This is a genomic window from Streptomyces sp. NBC_01190 (assembly GCF_045039895.1).
Classification (GTDB): domain Bacteria; phylum Actinomycetota; class Actinomycetes; order Streptomycetales; family Streptomycetaceae; genus Actinacidiphila.
In genome coordinates this window covers 1,765,838-1,781,282 of the sequence record NZ_CP108580.1, presented here as the reverse complement: position 1 = coordinate 1,781,282, position 15,445 = coordinate 1,765,838, and the positions used below count along the sequence as shown (strand labels likewise).

Here is a 15,445-nt window from a genome sequence, read left to right as displayed (position 1 = left end):
GGTCCCGTACTCCCGCCGGCGGCGCCGCCCGTCCCGCCGGTCACACCGCCCGTGGCCACGCCGCTGGCGCTCGACATCGTGGTCACCGCCCCACCCCACGAGATGACCGAGCCGGCCGAGCCGGCCGCGGTGGAAGAACCCGCCCCCGCACTCGCCCCGGCCGGCCCCCCGGCGCCCCGGCCCGGCGCCGACGTGCCGTACGACCTGCTCGGGATCGGCGTCGGCCCGTTCAACCTGTCGCTGGCCGCGCTGGCCGACGGCATCGAGGGGCTCACCACCGCCTTCTACGACCAGCGGGCCGCCTTCCACTGGCACCCCGGGCTGCTCATCGACGGCGCCACCCTGCAAGTGCCCTTCCTCGCCGACCTGGTGACGCTCGTCGACCCGGCCAGCCGCTGGTCGTTCCTGAACTGGCTGAAGAGCCGCGAGCGCCTCTTCCCGTTCTATTTCGCCGAACGCTTCCACGTCCACCGCGCCGAGTACGACGCCTACTGCCGCTGGGTCGCCGAGCACCTGCCCAACACCCACTTCCGCCAGCAGGTCGACTCGGTGGGCTGGAACCCGGCCCGCGCCCGCTTCGAGATCGACCACACCCGGCTCGACGAGAACGGCGAGGCCGAGGCGCTGGGCCGCACCAACGCCCGCCACCTGGTCATCGGCGTCGGCACCGAGCCGCACGTACCGGAACCGCTGCGCCCGCTGGAGGAGACCCCGACCGTGCCGGTGGTCCACTCGGCGCACTACCTCGACAACCGCGAGCGGCTGCTCGCCGCCGACCACATCACCGTCGTCGGTTCCGGCCAGTCCGGCGCCGAGGTCTTCCTCGACCTGCTGCGGGCCCGGCCGGCCGGCCGCGAGCGCCTCACCTGGCTGGCCCGCACCCCCGCCTTCGCCCCCATGGAATACAGCAGGCTCGGCCTCGAACACTTCACCCCCGACTACACCCGCTACTTCCACGGGCTGCCGGAAGAATCCCGCGACCGCCTGCTGCCCCGGCAGTGGCAGCTCCACAAGGGCATCGACCACGACACGATCACCGCGATCCACCAGGAGCTGTACCGCCGGACGCTCGACGGCGGCTGGCCGGACGCCGTCCTCACCCCCGGCGTGACCGTCCGCACGGCCGGCCGGATCGGCACCCAGAGCATCGAGCTCCATCTGGAACACGCCGATCAGGGCACCCGCACCCGGCTGATCACCAGCGCCGTGGTGCTCGCCACCGGCTACCGGGAACGCCCGGTCGACCGGCTGCTCGCCCCCCTGGACCCGTACATCAAGAAGGACGGCTCGGGACGGCCGAAGATCGACGCCCGGCACCGGATCGAACTCGACCGAACCGTCACCGGGCGTGTCTACGTCCAGCACGCCGACCGCCACACCCACGGCGTCGGCGCGCCCGACCTGGGCCTGGCCGCCTGGCGGTCAGCGGTCGTGCTCAACGACCTCACCGGACTGCTCACCGGCGCCGAGCACTATCCGCTGCCCGCCAGGACCGCCTTCACCACCTTCGGCCTGGACGGCGCCGCCGTCGGCGACGTCCCTACCCGAACAGCGGCACTCCGGCGCGGGTGAGCCGCCACTGGTCGCCGCCGAACTGCGCCGGGTCGATCGTCCCGTGGGCCTGCACCCAGGCGATGATCGTGTTGCGGATCTCGTCGGAGGTGGACCACACCGACTGGGCGGCGGCGACATGCGGATAGTTGCTGCCGCCGCTCGACCGGTAGTTGTTCACCGCCAGCACGAACCGCGCGGCCGGATCGACCGGGACCCCGCCGGCCGTGAGCGCGGTGATCCGCGAGCCGACCGGCTGGGCGATGTCGATGTCGTACGAGACCCCGCTGAGCACGTCGTAGCTGTAGTCCGGGGTCTTGTTGGCGTTGGTGAGCTGGCTGACGTCGACCGGCGCGTCCGGCGCGGTCTGCACGAAGTAGGCCGCCGACCACTCCAGGTAGTCCTTGACCTGGGCGCCGGTGAGGATCTTCGCGTCCAGGGTGTTCTCGTACACATACAGCCCGGCCACATCCCGCAGCGACACCTGACCGGCCGGGATGGCGGCGGTCCGCGAGAACGGCGACGCCTCGGAGAGCACCGGCAGCGACGCGTACGCGGTGCCGGCGAGCGCGGCCTTGACCGTCTCGGCCTGCACCAGGTTGATGAAGTCGATGATCGGGGTGTCCTTGTAGGTGGACTCGGCCGCCGACATCGCGGTGGTGCACGTGCCGACCACCTGATTGACGTAGGCCACCACCTTCTGGTGCTCGTCCCTGACCAGCTTGGCCACCGCCGGGTCCTCGGCGACCGTGTTGGCGTTGCGGACCTCGGCGGTCACCGAGGAGACCAGCCAGCACCCCCGGTCCAGCGCCAGCTCGATGTCGAAGACGCTCAGCCGCATCCCCCACATCAGCGGCTCGGAGAGCACCACGGTCTTGCCGGTGGCCTCGTTGGTGACCAGCGTCTGCGGCCGCTCCACATGGGTGTGGCCGACCAGGATCGCGTCGATCCCGGGGACCTGCGCGGCCACCAGCGAGGAGGCGTTCTCCGGGTAGGGCACCGCGTCACCGTAGGAGGTGCTGCCGTCCAGGCCGGAGTGGTCGGTGCATATCACCACGTCGCAGCCGAGCGCCCGCAGCTTCGGTACGTAGATCTTCGCCTGCTCGACCAGGCCGGGGAAGGCCATCTTGCCCTGCACATTGGCCTTGTCCCACACCGCGATGCCCGGGTTGGTGAGCCCCAGGACGCCGATCTTGACGTCGGGGGCGCCCTCGACCCGGATCGTCTTGACCAGATAGGGCGGGAAGGCCGGCTTCAGCGTCTTGGCGTCGACCGCGTTGGCGGCCAGCAGCGGGAAGTCGCACTGCTCCTGGAAGGCGCGCAGCAGCGGGATGCCGTAGTTGAACTCATGGTTGCCGAGCGCCGCCGCGTCGTACTTCAGGTGGTTCATGGCCAGCGCCATCGGATGGCGGGGGCCCCTGCGGGCGCCGGTGATCGGCTCGACCCGGGCGTAGTAGTACGAGAGCTGGGTGCCCTGGATGATGTCGCCCGCGTCGATCAGCAGGGTGCGGTCGTGGCCCTTCTCGGCGCGCGCCTGCTCGACGAGGGTGGCGATCTTGGCCAGGCCGATGTCGTTGTGGGTGGCGTCGTCGTACTCGGCGTTGGTGAAGTAGTCCCAGTTGAGCGCGTGGCCGTGCAGGTCGGTGGTGCCGAGCACCCGGAGGCTGAAGGTCTTCGGGTGATGCCCGTGGCCGTGGTGCCCGGCGGACCGCTCGGGCCCGGTGGCCGCGGCGGCCGGCGTGGCCACCGCACCGGCGGCCCCGGCCAGTGCGACGCCCGCGCCGGTGGCGGCGGAGCGGTTGATGAAGTCCCTGCGATTGAGGGGCATCTGGTCTCCCGGTGAGGGTGGGGGTGGCGCAGGAGTGGGTACGACGCGCGTAGATTCTGGCCCACCGGGCCCCTCCCGCGACACCCCCTTCCGCTGCCCCGTGTCCGGGTAAGCGGCGCGAGCGGCCACCGAGGGTGACCGGACTGCTCATCGGAGCGGACTGCTGCACACTTCGACACTTGTCAACAAGCGTTAATCCAGCCGTCGTTGGAGAGTTGCCGCCCCCGCATTCCCTACCAACGAGTAGGTCATACTCTCGATACATGCGCCGAGCCAAAATTGTCTGCACCCTAGGGCCTGCCACCGACTCGTACGACCAGATCAAAGCGCTGGTCGACGCCGGTATGGACGTAGCCCGCCTGAATCTGAGCCACGGGTCGTACGCCGAGCACGAGGACCGCTTCCGACGCGTCCGCAAGGCCGCCGACGAGACCGGCCGCAGCGTCGGCATCCTGGTCGACCTTCAGGGTCCGAAGATCCGGCTCGGCCGTTTCGCCGAGGGCCCGGTACTCCTTGAACGCGGTGACGAGTTCACCATCACCGCCGACGACATCGACGGTGACCAGCAGATCTGCGGCACCACCTACAAGGGGCTGCCCGCCGACGTCGCCCGCGGCGAGCGCATCCTGGTGGACGACGGCAGGGTCACGCTGGAGGTCACCGATGTCGAGGGCCCCCGGGTGCACACCATGTGCATCGAGGGCGGCATGATCTCCGACAACAAGGGGCTGAACCTCCCCGGCGTCGCCGTCTCCGTCCCCGCGCTCTCCGAGAAGGACATCCGCGACCTGCGCTGGGGCCTGCGGATCGGCGCCGACGTCATCGCGCTGTCCTTCGTCCGCTCCGGCCGCGACATCCTGGACGTGCACCGGATCATGGACGAGGAGGGCCGGCGGGTGCCGGTCATCGCCAAGGTCGAGAAGCCGCAGGCGGTCGACAACCTCGACGACATCGTCGCGGCCTTCGACGGCGTGATGGTCGCCCGCGGCGACCTCGGCGTGGAGATGCCGCTGGAAGCGGTGCCGCTGGTCCAGAAGCGCGCGGTCGGCCTGGCCAGGCGCAACGCCAAGCCGGTCATCGTCGCCACCCAGATGCTCGACTCGATGATCGACAACTCCCGCCCGACCCGCGCCGAGGCCAGCGACGTCGCCAACGCCGTCATCGACGGCACCGACGCGGTGATGCTCTCCGGCGAGACCAGCGTCGGCAAGTACCCGATCGAGACGGTCAAGGTGATGTCCCGGATCATCGTCGCCGCCGAGGAGCACATCCTCGCCGACGGCCTGCCGCCGCTCACCGACCAGAACAAGCCCCGCACCCAGGGCGGCGCCGTCGCCCGCGCCGCCGCCGAGATGGGTGACTTCCTCGGCGCCCGCTTCCTGGTGGCCTTCACTCAATCCGGTGACACGGTACGGCGGCTGTCCCGCTACCGCTCGCCGATCCCGGTGCTCGCCTTCACCCCCGAGCCGGCCACCCGCTCGCAGCTCAGCCTGACCTGGGGCGTGGAGAGCTTCCTCGGCCCGACGGTGCAGACCACCGACGAGATGGTGCAGCAGGTGGACGAGCAGTTGCTGCGGATCGGCCGCTGCAAGAAGGGCGACGTCGTGGTGATCACGGCCGGTTCGCCGCCCGAGACGCCCGGTACGACCAACATGGTGCGGGTTCACCACATCGGTGAGGACGATTCGCCCAAGTAGCAGCCTCGATCAGTGGTCGGCCAGTGGTCGGCCAGTGGCCGACCGGGTCGACCGGCAGTCGGCCGGCGGCCGACCGCACCGTGCCCCCGTTCCGGCCCCGCCGGCGGGGGCACCGCCATGTCCCGGATCGGTACCGGGCCGGACAACCGGCAATCCGCAGGCAATTAACGCTCTGTAACCTGGACGCAATACGGATTCAAAGATCCAGCCGAGGCGGCCGTCCCCCTCGTACATCAGTCCAAAGTGGCGGAATTCCGGCGGATGACCTGATGAAAGCTCAGGAGAAGCTCAAATGCTCCGACTTGGCATAACAAGACAGTCACACTCTTCCCCACACCTCTGCCTCACCCCCCTTGACACGCCTAGAGTCACTGCCAGTCACCGCGCCACCGGATTAGTCAGTTCGGGTTCCAGCGCACGACTCGGTCGCTCATCAGAGTCGGCCGCGCCAGGCGAAAGGACTGATTGTGCGACACCGTTCCTTGCTGATAATGACCTCCGTGCTTGCCACCGGAGCCCTCACTCTCACGGCCTGCGGCTCCCGCAGCGACGACAAGGGCAGCGGGGACAGCAGCGCCAGCACCGGGACCGGCGGCGCTAAGACCACCGTCGTCATCGGCGTCGACGCACCGCTCACCGGCGCCAACTCCGCCACCGGTCTCGGCATCCAGTACGGCGTGCAGATCGCGGTCGACGACGCCAACGCCAAGAACCTGGTGCCCGGAGTGACCTTCAAGGTCAAGGCGCTCGACGACAAGGCCCAGCCCGCCACCGGCCAGCAGAACGCCACCGCGTTCGTCCAGGACAACTCCGTGATCGCCAGCGTCGGCCCGCTGAACTCCGGCGTCGCCACCTCGATGCAGCAGGTGTTCGCGACCGCCAACATGGTGGAGATCTCGCCGTCGAACACCAACCCGGCGCTCACCCAGGGCCCCAAGTGGAACACCGGCACCGAGGTCCGTCCGTTCAAGACGTACTTCCGTACCGCCACCACCGACGCCAAGCAGGGCGGCTTCGCGGCCGACTACGCGGCCAACACCCTGAAGAAGAAGTCCGCGTTCGTCGTCGACGACAAGCAGACCTACGGCGCCGGCCTGGCCGCGATCTTCAAGGACAAGTTCAGCGGCCTCGGCGGCAAGATCGCCGGCACCGACCACGTCAACACCGGTGACACCGACTACAACACCCTCGTCACCAAGATCAAGAGCTCGAAGGCCGACCTGCTCTACTACGGCGGCCAGTACGACGAGGCCGAGCTGATCACCAAGCAGCTCAAGGCCGCGGGCGTCAACATCCCGCTGTTCGGCGGTGACGGCATGTTCTCCGACACCTACATCCAGACCGCGGGTCCGGCCGCCGAGGGCGACCTGGCCACCTCCGTCGGTGTCCCGGTCACCACCCTGCCGGCCGCCCAGACCTTCATCCAGACCTACAAGTCCAAGGGCTACCCCGGCGACTACGGCACCTACGGCGGTTACTCGTACGACGCCGCCACCGCCATCATCAAGGGCGTCAAGGCCGTCATCGACGCGAACGGCGGCAAGCTGCCCGCCATCAGCGACGCCCGCGCCAAGCTCGTCGACGCGGTGCAGAAGAGCGACTTCGACGGCATCGCCGGACACGTCTCCTTCGACCAGTACGGCGACACCACCAACAAGCAGCTCACCGTCTACCAGGTGAAGAGCGGCAAGTGGGCGCCCGTGAAGAGCGGCACCTACAACGGCTGATCAGCACACCAGCGTCACCCCAGGCCGCGCGGCCGGTCATCCCGGCCGCGCGGCCCGCCGCTTATCTCGACCCTTCTCACTCCCGCCCCTCTTTTCGACCCCTTCTCCACCCCTTTTCGACACCTTCTCAACCTTGTTCGACCTCTTCTCAACCTCGCTCGACCCCCTTCCTCAGCGTCCCCCGCTCCCCAGCGACATGGAGGCCATGCGGTGCACACCCTGCCGCAACAGCTGGCCAACGGGCTGTTCCTCGGCTCGATGTACGGGCTCATCGCCATCGGCTACACGATGGTGTACGGCATCGTCCAGCTCATCAACTTCGCCCACGGCGAGATCTTCATGACCGGCGCCTTCGGTGCGCTCACGGTCTGGACCAACCTTCCCGACGGCACCAGCATCTGGCTCGCCCTGCCCCTGATGCTGGCCGGCGGCGCCATCGTGGCCGTACTCATCGCGATGGCCGCCGAGCGCTTCGCCTACCGGCCGCTGCGCGGCGCGCCCCGGCTGGCACCGCTCATCACCGCCATCGGCCTCTCGCTGGCACTCCAGCAGGCGATCTTCGTCTGGTACCCGGGCGCCGACAACGCGAAGAACTTTCCCCAGTTGGGCACCCACCCCTACCACCTGGGCTCCATCAGCATCCAGCGCGGTGACATCTTCCTCATCTCCGCCGCCGTGATCTGCATGGTCGGCCTCGCCGCCTTCGTCCGGACCAGCCGGACCGGGCGCGCCATGCAGGCCACCGCCCAGGACCCCGACACCGCGCAGCTCATGGGCATCGACACCAACCGGATCATCGTCATCGCCTTCGCCATCGGCGGCTTCTTCGCCGCCGTCGCGGGTCTCGCCGACGGCCTCAAGTACGGCCAGATCAAGTACGACATCGGCTTCCAGGCCGGCCTCAAGGCGTTCACCGCTGCGGTGCTCGGCGGTATCGGCAACATCTACGGCGCGATGCTCGGCGGCCTCGTCCTCGGGGTGGCCGAATCCTGCGCCTCCGCGTACATCTCCAACATCCCCGGGATGTCCCAGCTCGGTGGCGGCGGCTGGGCCAACGTCTGGGCGTTCGTCCTCCTCATCGTCGTGCTGCTGGTCCGGCCGCAGGGCCTGCTCGGCGAGCGCGTAGCGGACAGGGCGTGATCACGACATGACCGATCTCCCCGTCACCGCGGCGGCGCCCGTCACCACGACCGCGCCGGACGACAGCCGGCGCACGGCCCCGTTCATCCCGGTGCCGCAGGCCGCCGCCCGCCTCGCCACCCTGGCCGGCGTCATCGCCACGATCGCCTCGACCTTCCTGTCCTGGACCTACACGACCGACTTCCCCGGCGACCTCACCGTCAGCGGCTACCCCGGCGGACTCCAGGTCCTCACCCTCATCGGCGCCATCCTCACCGGCGTCATCGCGCTCGGCGCCTTCCGGGTGCCCGGCCTTTCCTGGCTCAACCCCAGCCGGTCGCAGAACTCCGTGCTGCTGCTGGCCGTCGGGACCTTCGCCACCACCTGGTACACCGTGATCGCCATCGCGGAAGAGCTGGGCGGCATCGCCAACCTCGACCCCGGCGGCTTCGTCGCCGCCATCGGCAGCCTGCTGCTCCTGCTCGGCGCGCTCGCCCTGCCGATCGACCGGCACCCCGAGGACCCGGCCGCCACCGAGCACTACGAACTCGGCTGGTTCGTCGACAAGGGCTTCGCCGTCGGCGCGTACCGCTTTCTGCGCACGCTGCGCCTCAACCACCGTGAGCTCCGGGTCGGCGACCCCCGCAAGCTCAACCCGTGGTTGCAGCGGCTCGCCATCGTGGTGGTCTTCGCCCTGGGCCTGAAGATCCTCACCTACGGCATCGCCACCGACTACACCGAGATCTTCATCGGCTATCTGCTGATCATCGCCTTCGGTTTCTGGGGGCTCAGCGCCGCCGGACTGCTCCGCCAGTTCCAGCAGCTCACCCAGGCCAACCGCGCCTTCTCGGCCGGCGTCGGCGTGCTCACCGCCATCGCCTATCCGTTCGCCCAGAACAACGAGCACTGGGCCAACCTCGGCGTCAACATCCTGATCTTCGGCACCGTCGCCCTCGGCCTCAACATCGTGGTCGGCCTCACCGGACTGCTCGACCTCGGCTATGTCGCCTTCCTCGGCGTCGGCGCCTACGCGGCGGCCCTGGTCTCCGGGTCCCAGTTCTCCGTCTGGTCCGGGGTCCATTTCCCGTTCTGGGCCGCGGCCCTCACCGGCATGGCCGCCGCGCTGGTCTTCGGCGTCCTCATCGGCGCCCCGACCCTGCGGCTGCGCGGTGACTACCTGGCCATCGTGACCCTCGGCTTCGGAGAGATCTTCCGTATCGCGGTGCGGAACCTCGACGGTGTCTCAGGGCCGAAGCTCACCGGCGGCCCCAACGGCATCTCCCAGATCCCGGACCTCTCCATCTTCGGGTACAACCTGGGCCAGGCGCACGCCGTCGGCTCCTTCACCCTCGGCCGGTTCGCCAACTACTACCTGCTGATGCTGCTCATCACCGTCATCGTGGTGCTGGTCTTCACCCGGGCCGCCGACTCCCGGATCGGCCGCTCCTGGGTCGCCATCCGCGAGGACGAGACCGCCGCCACCGCGATGGGCATCAACGGCTTCCGGGTCAAGCTGATCGCCTTCGCCCTCGGCGCCTCGCTCGCCGGACTGGCCGGCACGGTCAGCGCGCACGTCACGTACAGCGTGGTGCCCGACCCGTATGTGTTCGCCGGATCGACCCCGCCCAACTCGGCGTTCCTGCTGGCCGCGGTGGTCCTCGGCGGCATGGGCACGGTCAGCGGCCCGATCCTGGGCGCGGCCCTGCTCTATCTGATCCCGGAGAAGCTGGCCTTCATCCAGCGCTACGAACTGCTCGCGTTCGGCGTCGCCCTCATCCTCATCATGCGCTTCCGGCCCGAGGGCATCATCGCCAACCGGCGCCGCCAGCTCGAATTCCACGAGGACGAGGCGCTCATCCCCAGTCAGCGGCCACTCGGCGACGACACCGTCCCCGCCAGCACGGCAGGGGCGTGAGAGACACCATGACCACCACCAGCACCCCAGCGCCCGTGCCCGCCCAGACCCCCGGCAACGGTCCGCTGCTCCAGGCGACCGGCGTCATCATGCGCTTCGGCGGTCTCACCGCCGTCCGCGACGTCAGCCTCACCGTCAACAGTGGTGAGATCGTCGGACTGATCGGGCCCAACGGCGCCGGCAAGACGACGTTCTTCAACTGCCTCACCGGGCTGTACGTCCCCACCGAGGGCACCGTCGCCTACCGCGGTACCGTGCTGCCTCCCAAGCCGCACCTGGTCACCAAGGCCGGCATCGCCCGTACCTTCCAGAACATCCGGCTCTTCGCCAATATGACGGTGCTGGAGAACGTCCTCGTGGGCCGGCACACCCGCACCCGCGAAGGACTCCTCTCCGCCCTCATCCGCGGCCCCGGCTACCACCGGGCGGAAGCGAAATCGCGCGAACGCGCGATGGAACTCCTGGAGTTCACCGGACTCGCCGACAAGGCCGACCTGCTCTCGCGCAACCTGCCCTACGGCGAGCAGCGCAAGCTGGAGATCGCCCGGGCGCTGGCCAGCGAACCGGGGCTGCTGCTGCTCGACGAGCCCACCGCCGGTATGAACCCCCAGGAGACGCGGGCCACCGAGGAACTCGTCTTCGCCATCCGGGACCAGGGCGTCGCCGTCCTGGTCATCGAGCACGACATGCGGTTCATCTTCAATCTCTGCGACCGCGTCGCCGTGCTCGTCCAGGGCCAGTTGCTCGTCGAAGGCACGTCCGACGTCGTGCAGAGCGACGAACGTGTCATCGCCGCCTACCTCGGTGAGCCGATCGCCGGGCAGGACGAACCGGCAGGTGAACCGGCAGACGCACCGGCAGCGGAGGAGCCGCCAGGGGCCGAGCCGGCCCGGGCCGACGACGAGCAGCAGGAGAACGACCGATGACCGCACTGCTCGAAGTCGAAGACCTCCGGGTCGCCTACGGCAAGATCGAAGCCGTCAAGGGCATCTCCTTCTCGGTCGAAGCCGGCCAGGTCGTCACCCTCATCGGTACCAACGGCGCCGGCAAGACCACCACGCTGCGGACCCTCAGCGGCCTCCTCAAGCCCATCGGCGGCCGCGTCGTCTTCGACGGCAAGGTCCTCACCCGGGTCCCGGCGCACAAGATCGTCGCCCTCGGACTCGCGCACTCCCCGGAAGGCCGGCACATCTTCCCCCGGCTGACCATCGAACAGAACCTGCAACTCGGCGCGTTCCTGCGCAAGGACGCCGCCGGCATCACCAAGGACATCGAGCGCGCCTACGAGCTCTTCCCCATCCTCGGCGAGCGCCGCCGGCAGGCGGCCGGCACCCTCTCCGGCGGCGAGCAGCAGATGCTCGCCATGGGGCGCGCCCTGATGTCCCAGCCCAAACTGCTGATGCTCGACGAGCCCTCGATGGGCCTGTCGCCGATCATGATGCAGAAGATCATGACCACCATCGTGGAGCTCAAGGCCCAGGGCACCACGATCCTGCTCGTCGAGCAGAACGCCCAGGCCGCGCTTTCGCTGGCCGACCAGGCACACGTCATGGAGATCGGCAGCATCAAGCTCTCCGGCACCGGACAGGAACTCCTGCACGACGAGGGCGTCCGCAAGACGTACCTCGGCGAGGACTGAGCCGCCTGACCGCACGAAAGGGCCCGCACCCCCTGGGGTGCGGGCCCTTCGGCGTGCCGGGCGGACCGGCCGGGGCCGGCCTTATTTCTCGGCCACCTCGTCGATCACGGCCTGAGCTACCGCCTGCATCGACATACGCCGGTCCATCGACGTCTTCTGGATCCACCGGAAAGCCGCCGGCTCGGTCAATCCGTACTTGGTCTGCAACACGCTCTTCGCCCGGTCGACCAGCTTCCGCGTCTCCAGCCGCAAGGACAGATCGGCGATCTCGGCCTCCAGCGTCCGCAGCTCCTGGAATCGGCTGACCGCCATCTCGATGGCCGGCACCAGATCGCTCTTGGTGAACGGCTTCACCAGATACGCCATCGCCCCCGCGTCCCTGGCCCGTTCGACCAGTTCCCGCTGCGAGAAGGCGGTGAGCATCAGCACCGGCGCCAATTTATCGGCGGCGATCCGCTCGGCGGCCGAGATACCGTCGAGCACCGGCATCTTCACATCCAGGATCACCAGATCCGGCCGCTGCTCCTCGGCCAGCTTCACCGCGGTCTCCCCGTCCCCGGCCTCACCGACGACGGAGTAACCCTCCTCCTCCAGCATCTCCTTCAGATCCAACCGGATCAGCGCTTCGTCCTCGGCGATGACGACGCGCGTCGTCACCGGCGGGACATGCGACTTCTCACCCTCCGCCCGCGCAGGTGGCTCCGCCTGCGGCGGCTGCTCGTCGTGGGGGCTGGCGGACTCATCGGGGGCGCTCACGGTGCTCCTCGGTTCATGACGGGACCTGCCCCTAGAGCCTACCCAGGTCCGCTAGGGCGTGGGGCGTGGAGGTAGTAGGCTATCCTCTGTTTCAAGGGGCCCCGGTAGCCCAATTGGCAGCAGGCAATGGATTCAAAACCCATACAGTGTCGGTTCGAGTCCGACCCGGGGCACATTCCCTTCAATTCGAAGGTCAGCGTCGCTTTTCCCGTCCAGAGCCGTTTTGCATTCCCCTTTTCCGGGTGCCGGATGCTCCGGTCTCCGGTGGCTCCCGTTGCTCCGGTTTCTGGCTGCTCCGGGTCTGTCGACGACCTGTGCGTACCTCGGATCGCTTTTCCCTACGCTGTCGCCGTCGTCGCACCGGTAGCTGTGGTCGGCCGCAGCATGCACGTCAGGCGGGCCGTACAGACGCGTTTGCCGGCCTCGTCGGTGATGACGACCTCATAGGTGGCCGACGAACGGCCGCGGTGGACAGGGGTGGCGGTGCCGGTCACGGTGCCGGAGCGGACGCTGCGGTGGTGGGTGGCGTTGAGGTCGACACCGACCGCGATCTTGGTGGGGCCGCCGTGCAGCATCGCGCCGACCGAGCCGACGGTTTCGGCGAGCACCGCGGAGGCGCCGCCGTGCAGCAGCCCATAGGGCTGAGTGTTCCCCTCGACCGGCATCACGCCGACCACCTTGTCGGGGCCGGCTTCCAGGATCCGGATTCCCATGCGATCGCCGAGATGGCCGCCGGAGAAGAGAGCCGGCAGGTCCATCCCGAGATCGGCGTACTGCTGGAGGATCTCCCGGGGGAACGCGGTGGCGGTCTGCTCGCCCATCTGGTGCTCCGATCATTCTCTGCTGTTGGGAACAGGGTTCTATCCGACGCGTGCGGTCACGCCTTCGGCGGGTCCGGGTGCTCCAGGCGGATCGGCACGGACTTGGACGCCGGGGTGTTGCTGGTGTCGGCGGTGTGGTCGAGCGGTACCAGCACATTGGTCTCGGGGTAGTAGGCGGCGGCGCAGCCGCGCGGCGTGGGGTAGTGCACCACCCGGAAGCCGTCGGCGCGGCGCTCGGTGCCGTCGGTCCACTCGCTGACCAGATCGGCGTAGTCCCCGTCGGCGAAGCCCGCCTCGGCGGCGTCGTCGGGGTGCAGGAGCACCACCCGGCGGCCGTCCTTGATGCCGCGGTAGCGGTCGTCGAGGCCGTAGATGGTGGTGTTGTACTGATCGTGGGAGCGGAGGGTCTGGAGCAGCAGCCGGCCCTCCGGCACCGCGGGGTATTCCACCGGCGCCGCGGTGAAGTTGGCCTTCCCGGTGGCGGTGGGGAAGGTGCGGCTGTCGCGGGGGGCGTGCGGCAGGGTGAAGCCGCCGGGGTGCCGGACCCGGGCGTTGAAGTCGTCGAACCCCGGGATCACCCGGGCTATCCGGTCCCGCACCAGGTCGTAGTCCCGCTCGAAGTCGGCCCAGGGGACCGGGCTTTCCTCGCCGAAGACGGCCCGGGCCAGCCGGGAGACGATCGCCGGTTCCGAGAGCAGATGCGGGGAGGCGGGGGTGAGGCCGCCGTGGGAGGCGTGCACCTTGCCCATCGAGTCCTCGACGGTGACGAATTGGGGGCCGCCGGCCTGCTGGTCCCGCTCGGTCCGGCCGAGGGTCGGCAGGATCAGCGCGTGGGCACCGGTGACCGCGTGCGAGCGGTTGAGCTTGGTGGAGACATGGACGGTGAGGCGGGCCCGGCGCATGGCCGCCTCGGTGACGGCGGTGTCGGGGGAGGCGGCGACGAAATTGCCGCCCATGGCGAAGAAGACCTTCGCCTCGCCGTCCCGCAGCGCGCGGATGGCGCGAACCACGTCGTAGCCGTGGCCGCGCGGCGGGGCGAAGCCGAACTCCTTCTGGAGCGCGTCGAGGAATTCGGCGGCCGGGCGCTCGAAGATGCCCATGGTGCGGTCGCCCTGGACGTTGGAGTGGCCGCGGACCGGGCAGACCCCGGCGCCCGGTCGGCCGATGTTGCCGCCGAGCAGCAGGAAGTTGACCACTTCGCGGATGGTGGGGACGGCGTGCTTGTGCTGGGTGAGGCCCATCGCCCAGCAGACCACGACGCTGCCGGCGTTCCGCACCAGGGCGAAGAACGCGTCGATCTCGGCGCGGCTCAGTCCGGTGGCGCGCAGCACCTCGTCCCAGTCGGTGGCGAGGGCGGCGGCCCGGTAGTCCTCGAAGCCGTGGGTGTGGGCGGCGATGAAGTCGCGGTCGAGCGCGTCGGCCTCGATGAGGAGCCGGCCGAGCGCGCGGAAGAGCGCCTGGTCGCCGCCGAGCCTGATCGGGAGGTGCAGATCGGTGAGCGCGGTGCCGGGCCCGACGAGGCCGGCCGGGGTCTGCGGGTTGCGGAAGCGCTCAAGACCGGCTTCCGGCAGCGGGTTGACGCTGACGATCGTGGCGCCGCCGCGCTTCGCCTTTTCCAGCGCGGAGAGCATCCGGGGGTGGTTGGTGCCCGGATTCTGTCCGGCGACGATGATCAGCTCGGCCCGGTGCAGGTCCTCCAGGTGGACGCTGCCCTTGCCGACGCCGATCGTCTCGGTGAGGGCGGACCCGGACGACTCGTGGCACATGTTGGAGCAGTCGGGCAGGTTGTTGGTGCCGAGTTCGCGGGCGAAGAGCTGGAAGAGGAACGCGGCTTCGTTGCTGGTCCGGCCCGAGGTGTAGAAGACGGCCTCGTCGGGGCTGTCGAGCGCGGCGAGTTCGGCGGCGATCAGCCCGAAGGCCTCGTCCCAGCCGATCGGCCGGTAGTGGGTGGCGCCCTCCGGGAGGTGCATCGGCTGGGTGATGCGGCCCTGCTGTCCGAGCCAATAGCCACTGCGGTCGGCGAGATCGGCGACCGGGTGGGCGGCGAAGAACTCGGGGCCCACCCGGCGCAGGGTGGCTTCCTCGGCGACGGCCTTGGCGCCGTTCTCACAGAACTCGAAGGTGTGCCGGCGGTCGTCCTCGGGCCAGGCGCAGCCGGGGCAGTCGAAGCCGTTCTTCTGGTTGACCTTGAGCAGGGTGAGGACGCTGCGCCGGGCGCCCATCTGCGCGCCCGCGATCTTCGCGGTATGGCCGATCGCGGGCAGCCCCGCGGCGGCGTGCTTCGGCGCACCGACGTGGGGTGCGTCCTGTACGGGGTCGCCGACCGGCGGTTTCTTCACCATGCGTTCGATCCTGTCACGGTGGGTGGGCGGATGGTGGGGCGGTTGTGGAC

Annotated in this window: 11 protein-coding genes and 1 tRNA gene; 8 read left to right on the top strand and 4 right to left on the bottom strand. The window is 69.4% G+C overall.

The features are described from left to right. Positions 1 to 102 precede the first annotated feature (102 nt). Positions 103 to 1,572, top strand: coding sequence for a lysine N(6)-hydroxylase/L-ornithine N(5)-oxygenase family protein (locus OG519_RS07565; protein WP_405592545.1), 1,470 nt, complete (start codon positions 103 to 105; stop codon positions 1,570 to 1,572). On the opposite strand, the gene OG519_RS07560 is transcribed toward OG519_RS07565, so the two are convergent. Continuing rightward, complete coding sequence (locus OG519_RS07560; RefSeq protein ID WP_405580297.1) at positions 1,541 to 3,379, bottom strand: bifunctional metallophosphatase/5'-nucleotidase; 1,839 nt, start codon at positions 3,377 to 3,379, stop codon at positions 1,541 to 1,543. The genes OG519_RS07565 and OG519_RS07560 overlap by 32 nt on opposite strands. 263 nt (positions 3,380 to 3,642) lie before the next feature. On the opposite strand from OG519_RS07560, the gene pyk reads away from it, so the two are divergent. The 6 genes from pyk to OG519_RS07530 all read left to right on the top strand — a co-directional run bounded on the left by pyk (position 3,643) and on the right by OG519_RS07530 (position 11,476). Further along, positions 3,643 to 5,076: a pyruvate kinase gene (pyk, locus tag OG519_RS07555; RefSeq protein ID WP_405580295.1), complete on the top strand. Its 1,434-nt coding sequence runs from the start codon at positions 3,643 to 3,645 to the stop codon at positions 5,074 to 5,076. Positions 5,077 to 5,567: 491 nt separating this feature from the next. After that, on the top strand, positions 5,568 to 6,803 hold the full coding sequence (locus OG519_RS07550) for a branched-chain amino acid ABC transporter substrate-binding protein (RefSeq protein ID WP_405580293.1): 1,236 nt from the start codon (positions 5,568 to 5,570) through the stop codon (positions 6,801 to 6,803). Positions 6,804 to 7,013: 210 nt separating this feature from the next. Next, positions 7,014 to 7,943, top strand: a complete 930-nt coding sequence (locus OG519_RS07545) for a branched-chain amino acid ABC transporter permease (protein ID WP_405580290.1) — start codon at positions 7,014 to 7,016, stop codon at positions 7,941 to 7,943. 7 nt (positions 7,944 to 7,950) lie between these two features. Then, a complete protein-coding gene (locus tag OG519_RS07540; protein WP_405580288.1) occupies positions 7,951 to 9,837 on the top strand; it encodes a branched-chain amino acid ABC transporter permease in 1,887 nt (628 codons plus the stop codon). Between the two features lie 8 nt (positions 9,838 to 9,845). Continuing rightward, positions 9,846 to 10,763, top strand: a complete 918-nt coding sequence (locus OG519_RS07535; RefSeq protein ID WP_405580285.1) for an ABC transporter ATP-binding protein — start codon at positions 9,846 to 9,848, stop codon at positions 10,761 to 10,763. Beyond that, positions 10,760 to 11,476: an ABC transporter ATP-binding protein gene (locus tag OG519_RS07530; RefSeq protein ID WP_405580282.1), complete on the top strand. Its 717-nt coding sequence runs from the start codon at positions 10,760 to 10,762 to the stop codon at positions 11,474 to 11,476. Before OG519_RS07535 ends, OG519_RS07530 begins: the two co-directional genes overlap by 4 nt. Before the next feature lie 81 nt (positions 11,477 to 11,557). Here OG519_RS07530 and OG519_RS07525 read toward each other — a convergent pair whose 3' ends face one another. After that, positions 11,558 to 12,133: an ANTAR domain-containing response regulator gene (locus OG519_RS07525; RefSeq protein WP_405592543.1), complete on the bottom strand. Its 576-nt coding sequence runs from the start codon at positions 12,131 to 12,133 to the stop codon at positions 11,558 to 11,560. 197 nt (positions 12,134 to 12,330) lie between these two features. On the opposite strand from OG519_RS07525, the gene OG519_RS07520 reads away from it, so the two are divergent. Beyond that, a tRNA-Leu gene (locus OG519_RS07520) sits at positions 12,331 to 12,405 on the top strand. Between the two features lie 165 nt (positions 12,406 to 12,570). On the opposite strand, the gene OG519_RS07515 is transcribed toward OG519_RS07520, so the two are convergent. Next, positions 12,571 to 13,053 carry a PaaI family thioesterase gene (locus tag OG519_RS07515; protein WP_405580279.1) on the bottom strand — a complete coding sequence of 161 codons (483 nt, stop codon included), beginning with the start codon at positions 13,051 to 13,053 and terminating at the stop codon, positions 12,571 to 12,573. A gap of 56 nt (positions 13,054 to 13,109) precedes the next feature. After that, on the bottom strand, positions 13,110 to 15,395 hold the full coding sequence (locus tag OG519_RS07510; RefSeq protein WP_405580276.1) for an FdhF/YdeP family oxidoreductase: 2,286 nt from the start codon (positions 15,393 to 15,395) through the stop codon (positions 13,110 to 13,112). Between the last annotated feature and the right edge of the window lie 50 nt (positions 15,396 to 15,445).

What these genes read in the sequence shown, in the direction of transcription:
- OG519_RS07530 (WP_405580282.1), top strand. Translation starts at nt 10,760, where the DNA reads ATGACCGCACTGCTCGAAGTCGAAGACCTCCGGGTCGCCTACGGCAAG.
- OG519_RS07515 (WP_405580279.1), bottom strand. Translation starts at nt 13,053, where the DNA reads ATGGGCGAGCAGACCGCCACCGCGTTCCCCCGGGAGATCCTCCAGCAG.
- OG519_RS07540 (WP_405580288.1), top strand. Translation starts at nt 7,951, where the DNA reads ATGACCGATCTCCCCGTCACCGCGGCGGCGCCCGTCACCACGACCGCG.
- OG519_RS07565 (WP_405592545.1), top strand. Translation starts at nt 103, where the DNA reads ATGACCGAGCCGGCCGAGCCGGCCGCGGTGGAAGAACCCGCCCCCGCA.
- OG519_RS07550 (WP_405580293.1), top strand. Translation starts at nt 5,568, where the DNA reads ATGACCTCCGTGCTTGCCACCGGAGCCCTCACTCTCACGGCCTGCGGC.
- OG519_RS07510 (WP_405580276.1), bottom strand. Translation starts at nt 15,395, where the DNA reads ATGGTGAAGAAACCGCCGGTCGGCGACCCCGTACAGGACGCACCCCAC.
- OG519_RS07560 (WP_405580297.1), bottom strand. Translation starts at nt 3,379, where the DNA reads ATGCCCCTCAATCGCAGGGACTTCATCAACCGCTCCGCCGCCACCGGC.
- pyk (WP_405580295.1), top strand. Translation starts at nt 3,643, where the DNA reads ATGCGCCGAGCCAAAATTGTCTGCACCCTAGGGCCTGCCACCGACTCG.
- OG519_RS07535 (WP_405580285.1), top strand. Translation starts at nt 9,846, where the DNA reads ATGACCACCACCAGCACCCCAGCGCCCGTGCCCGCCCAGACCCCCGGC.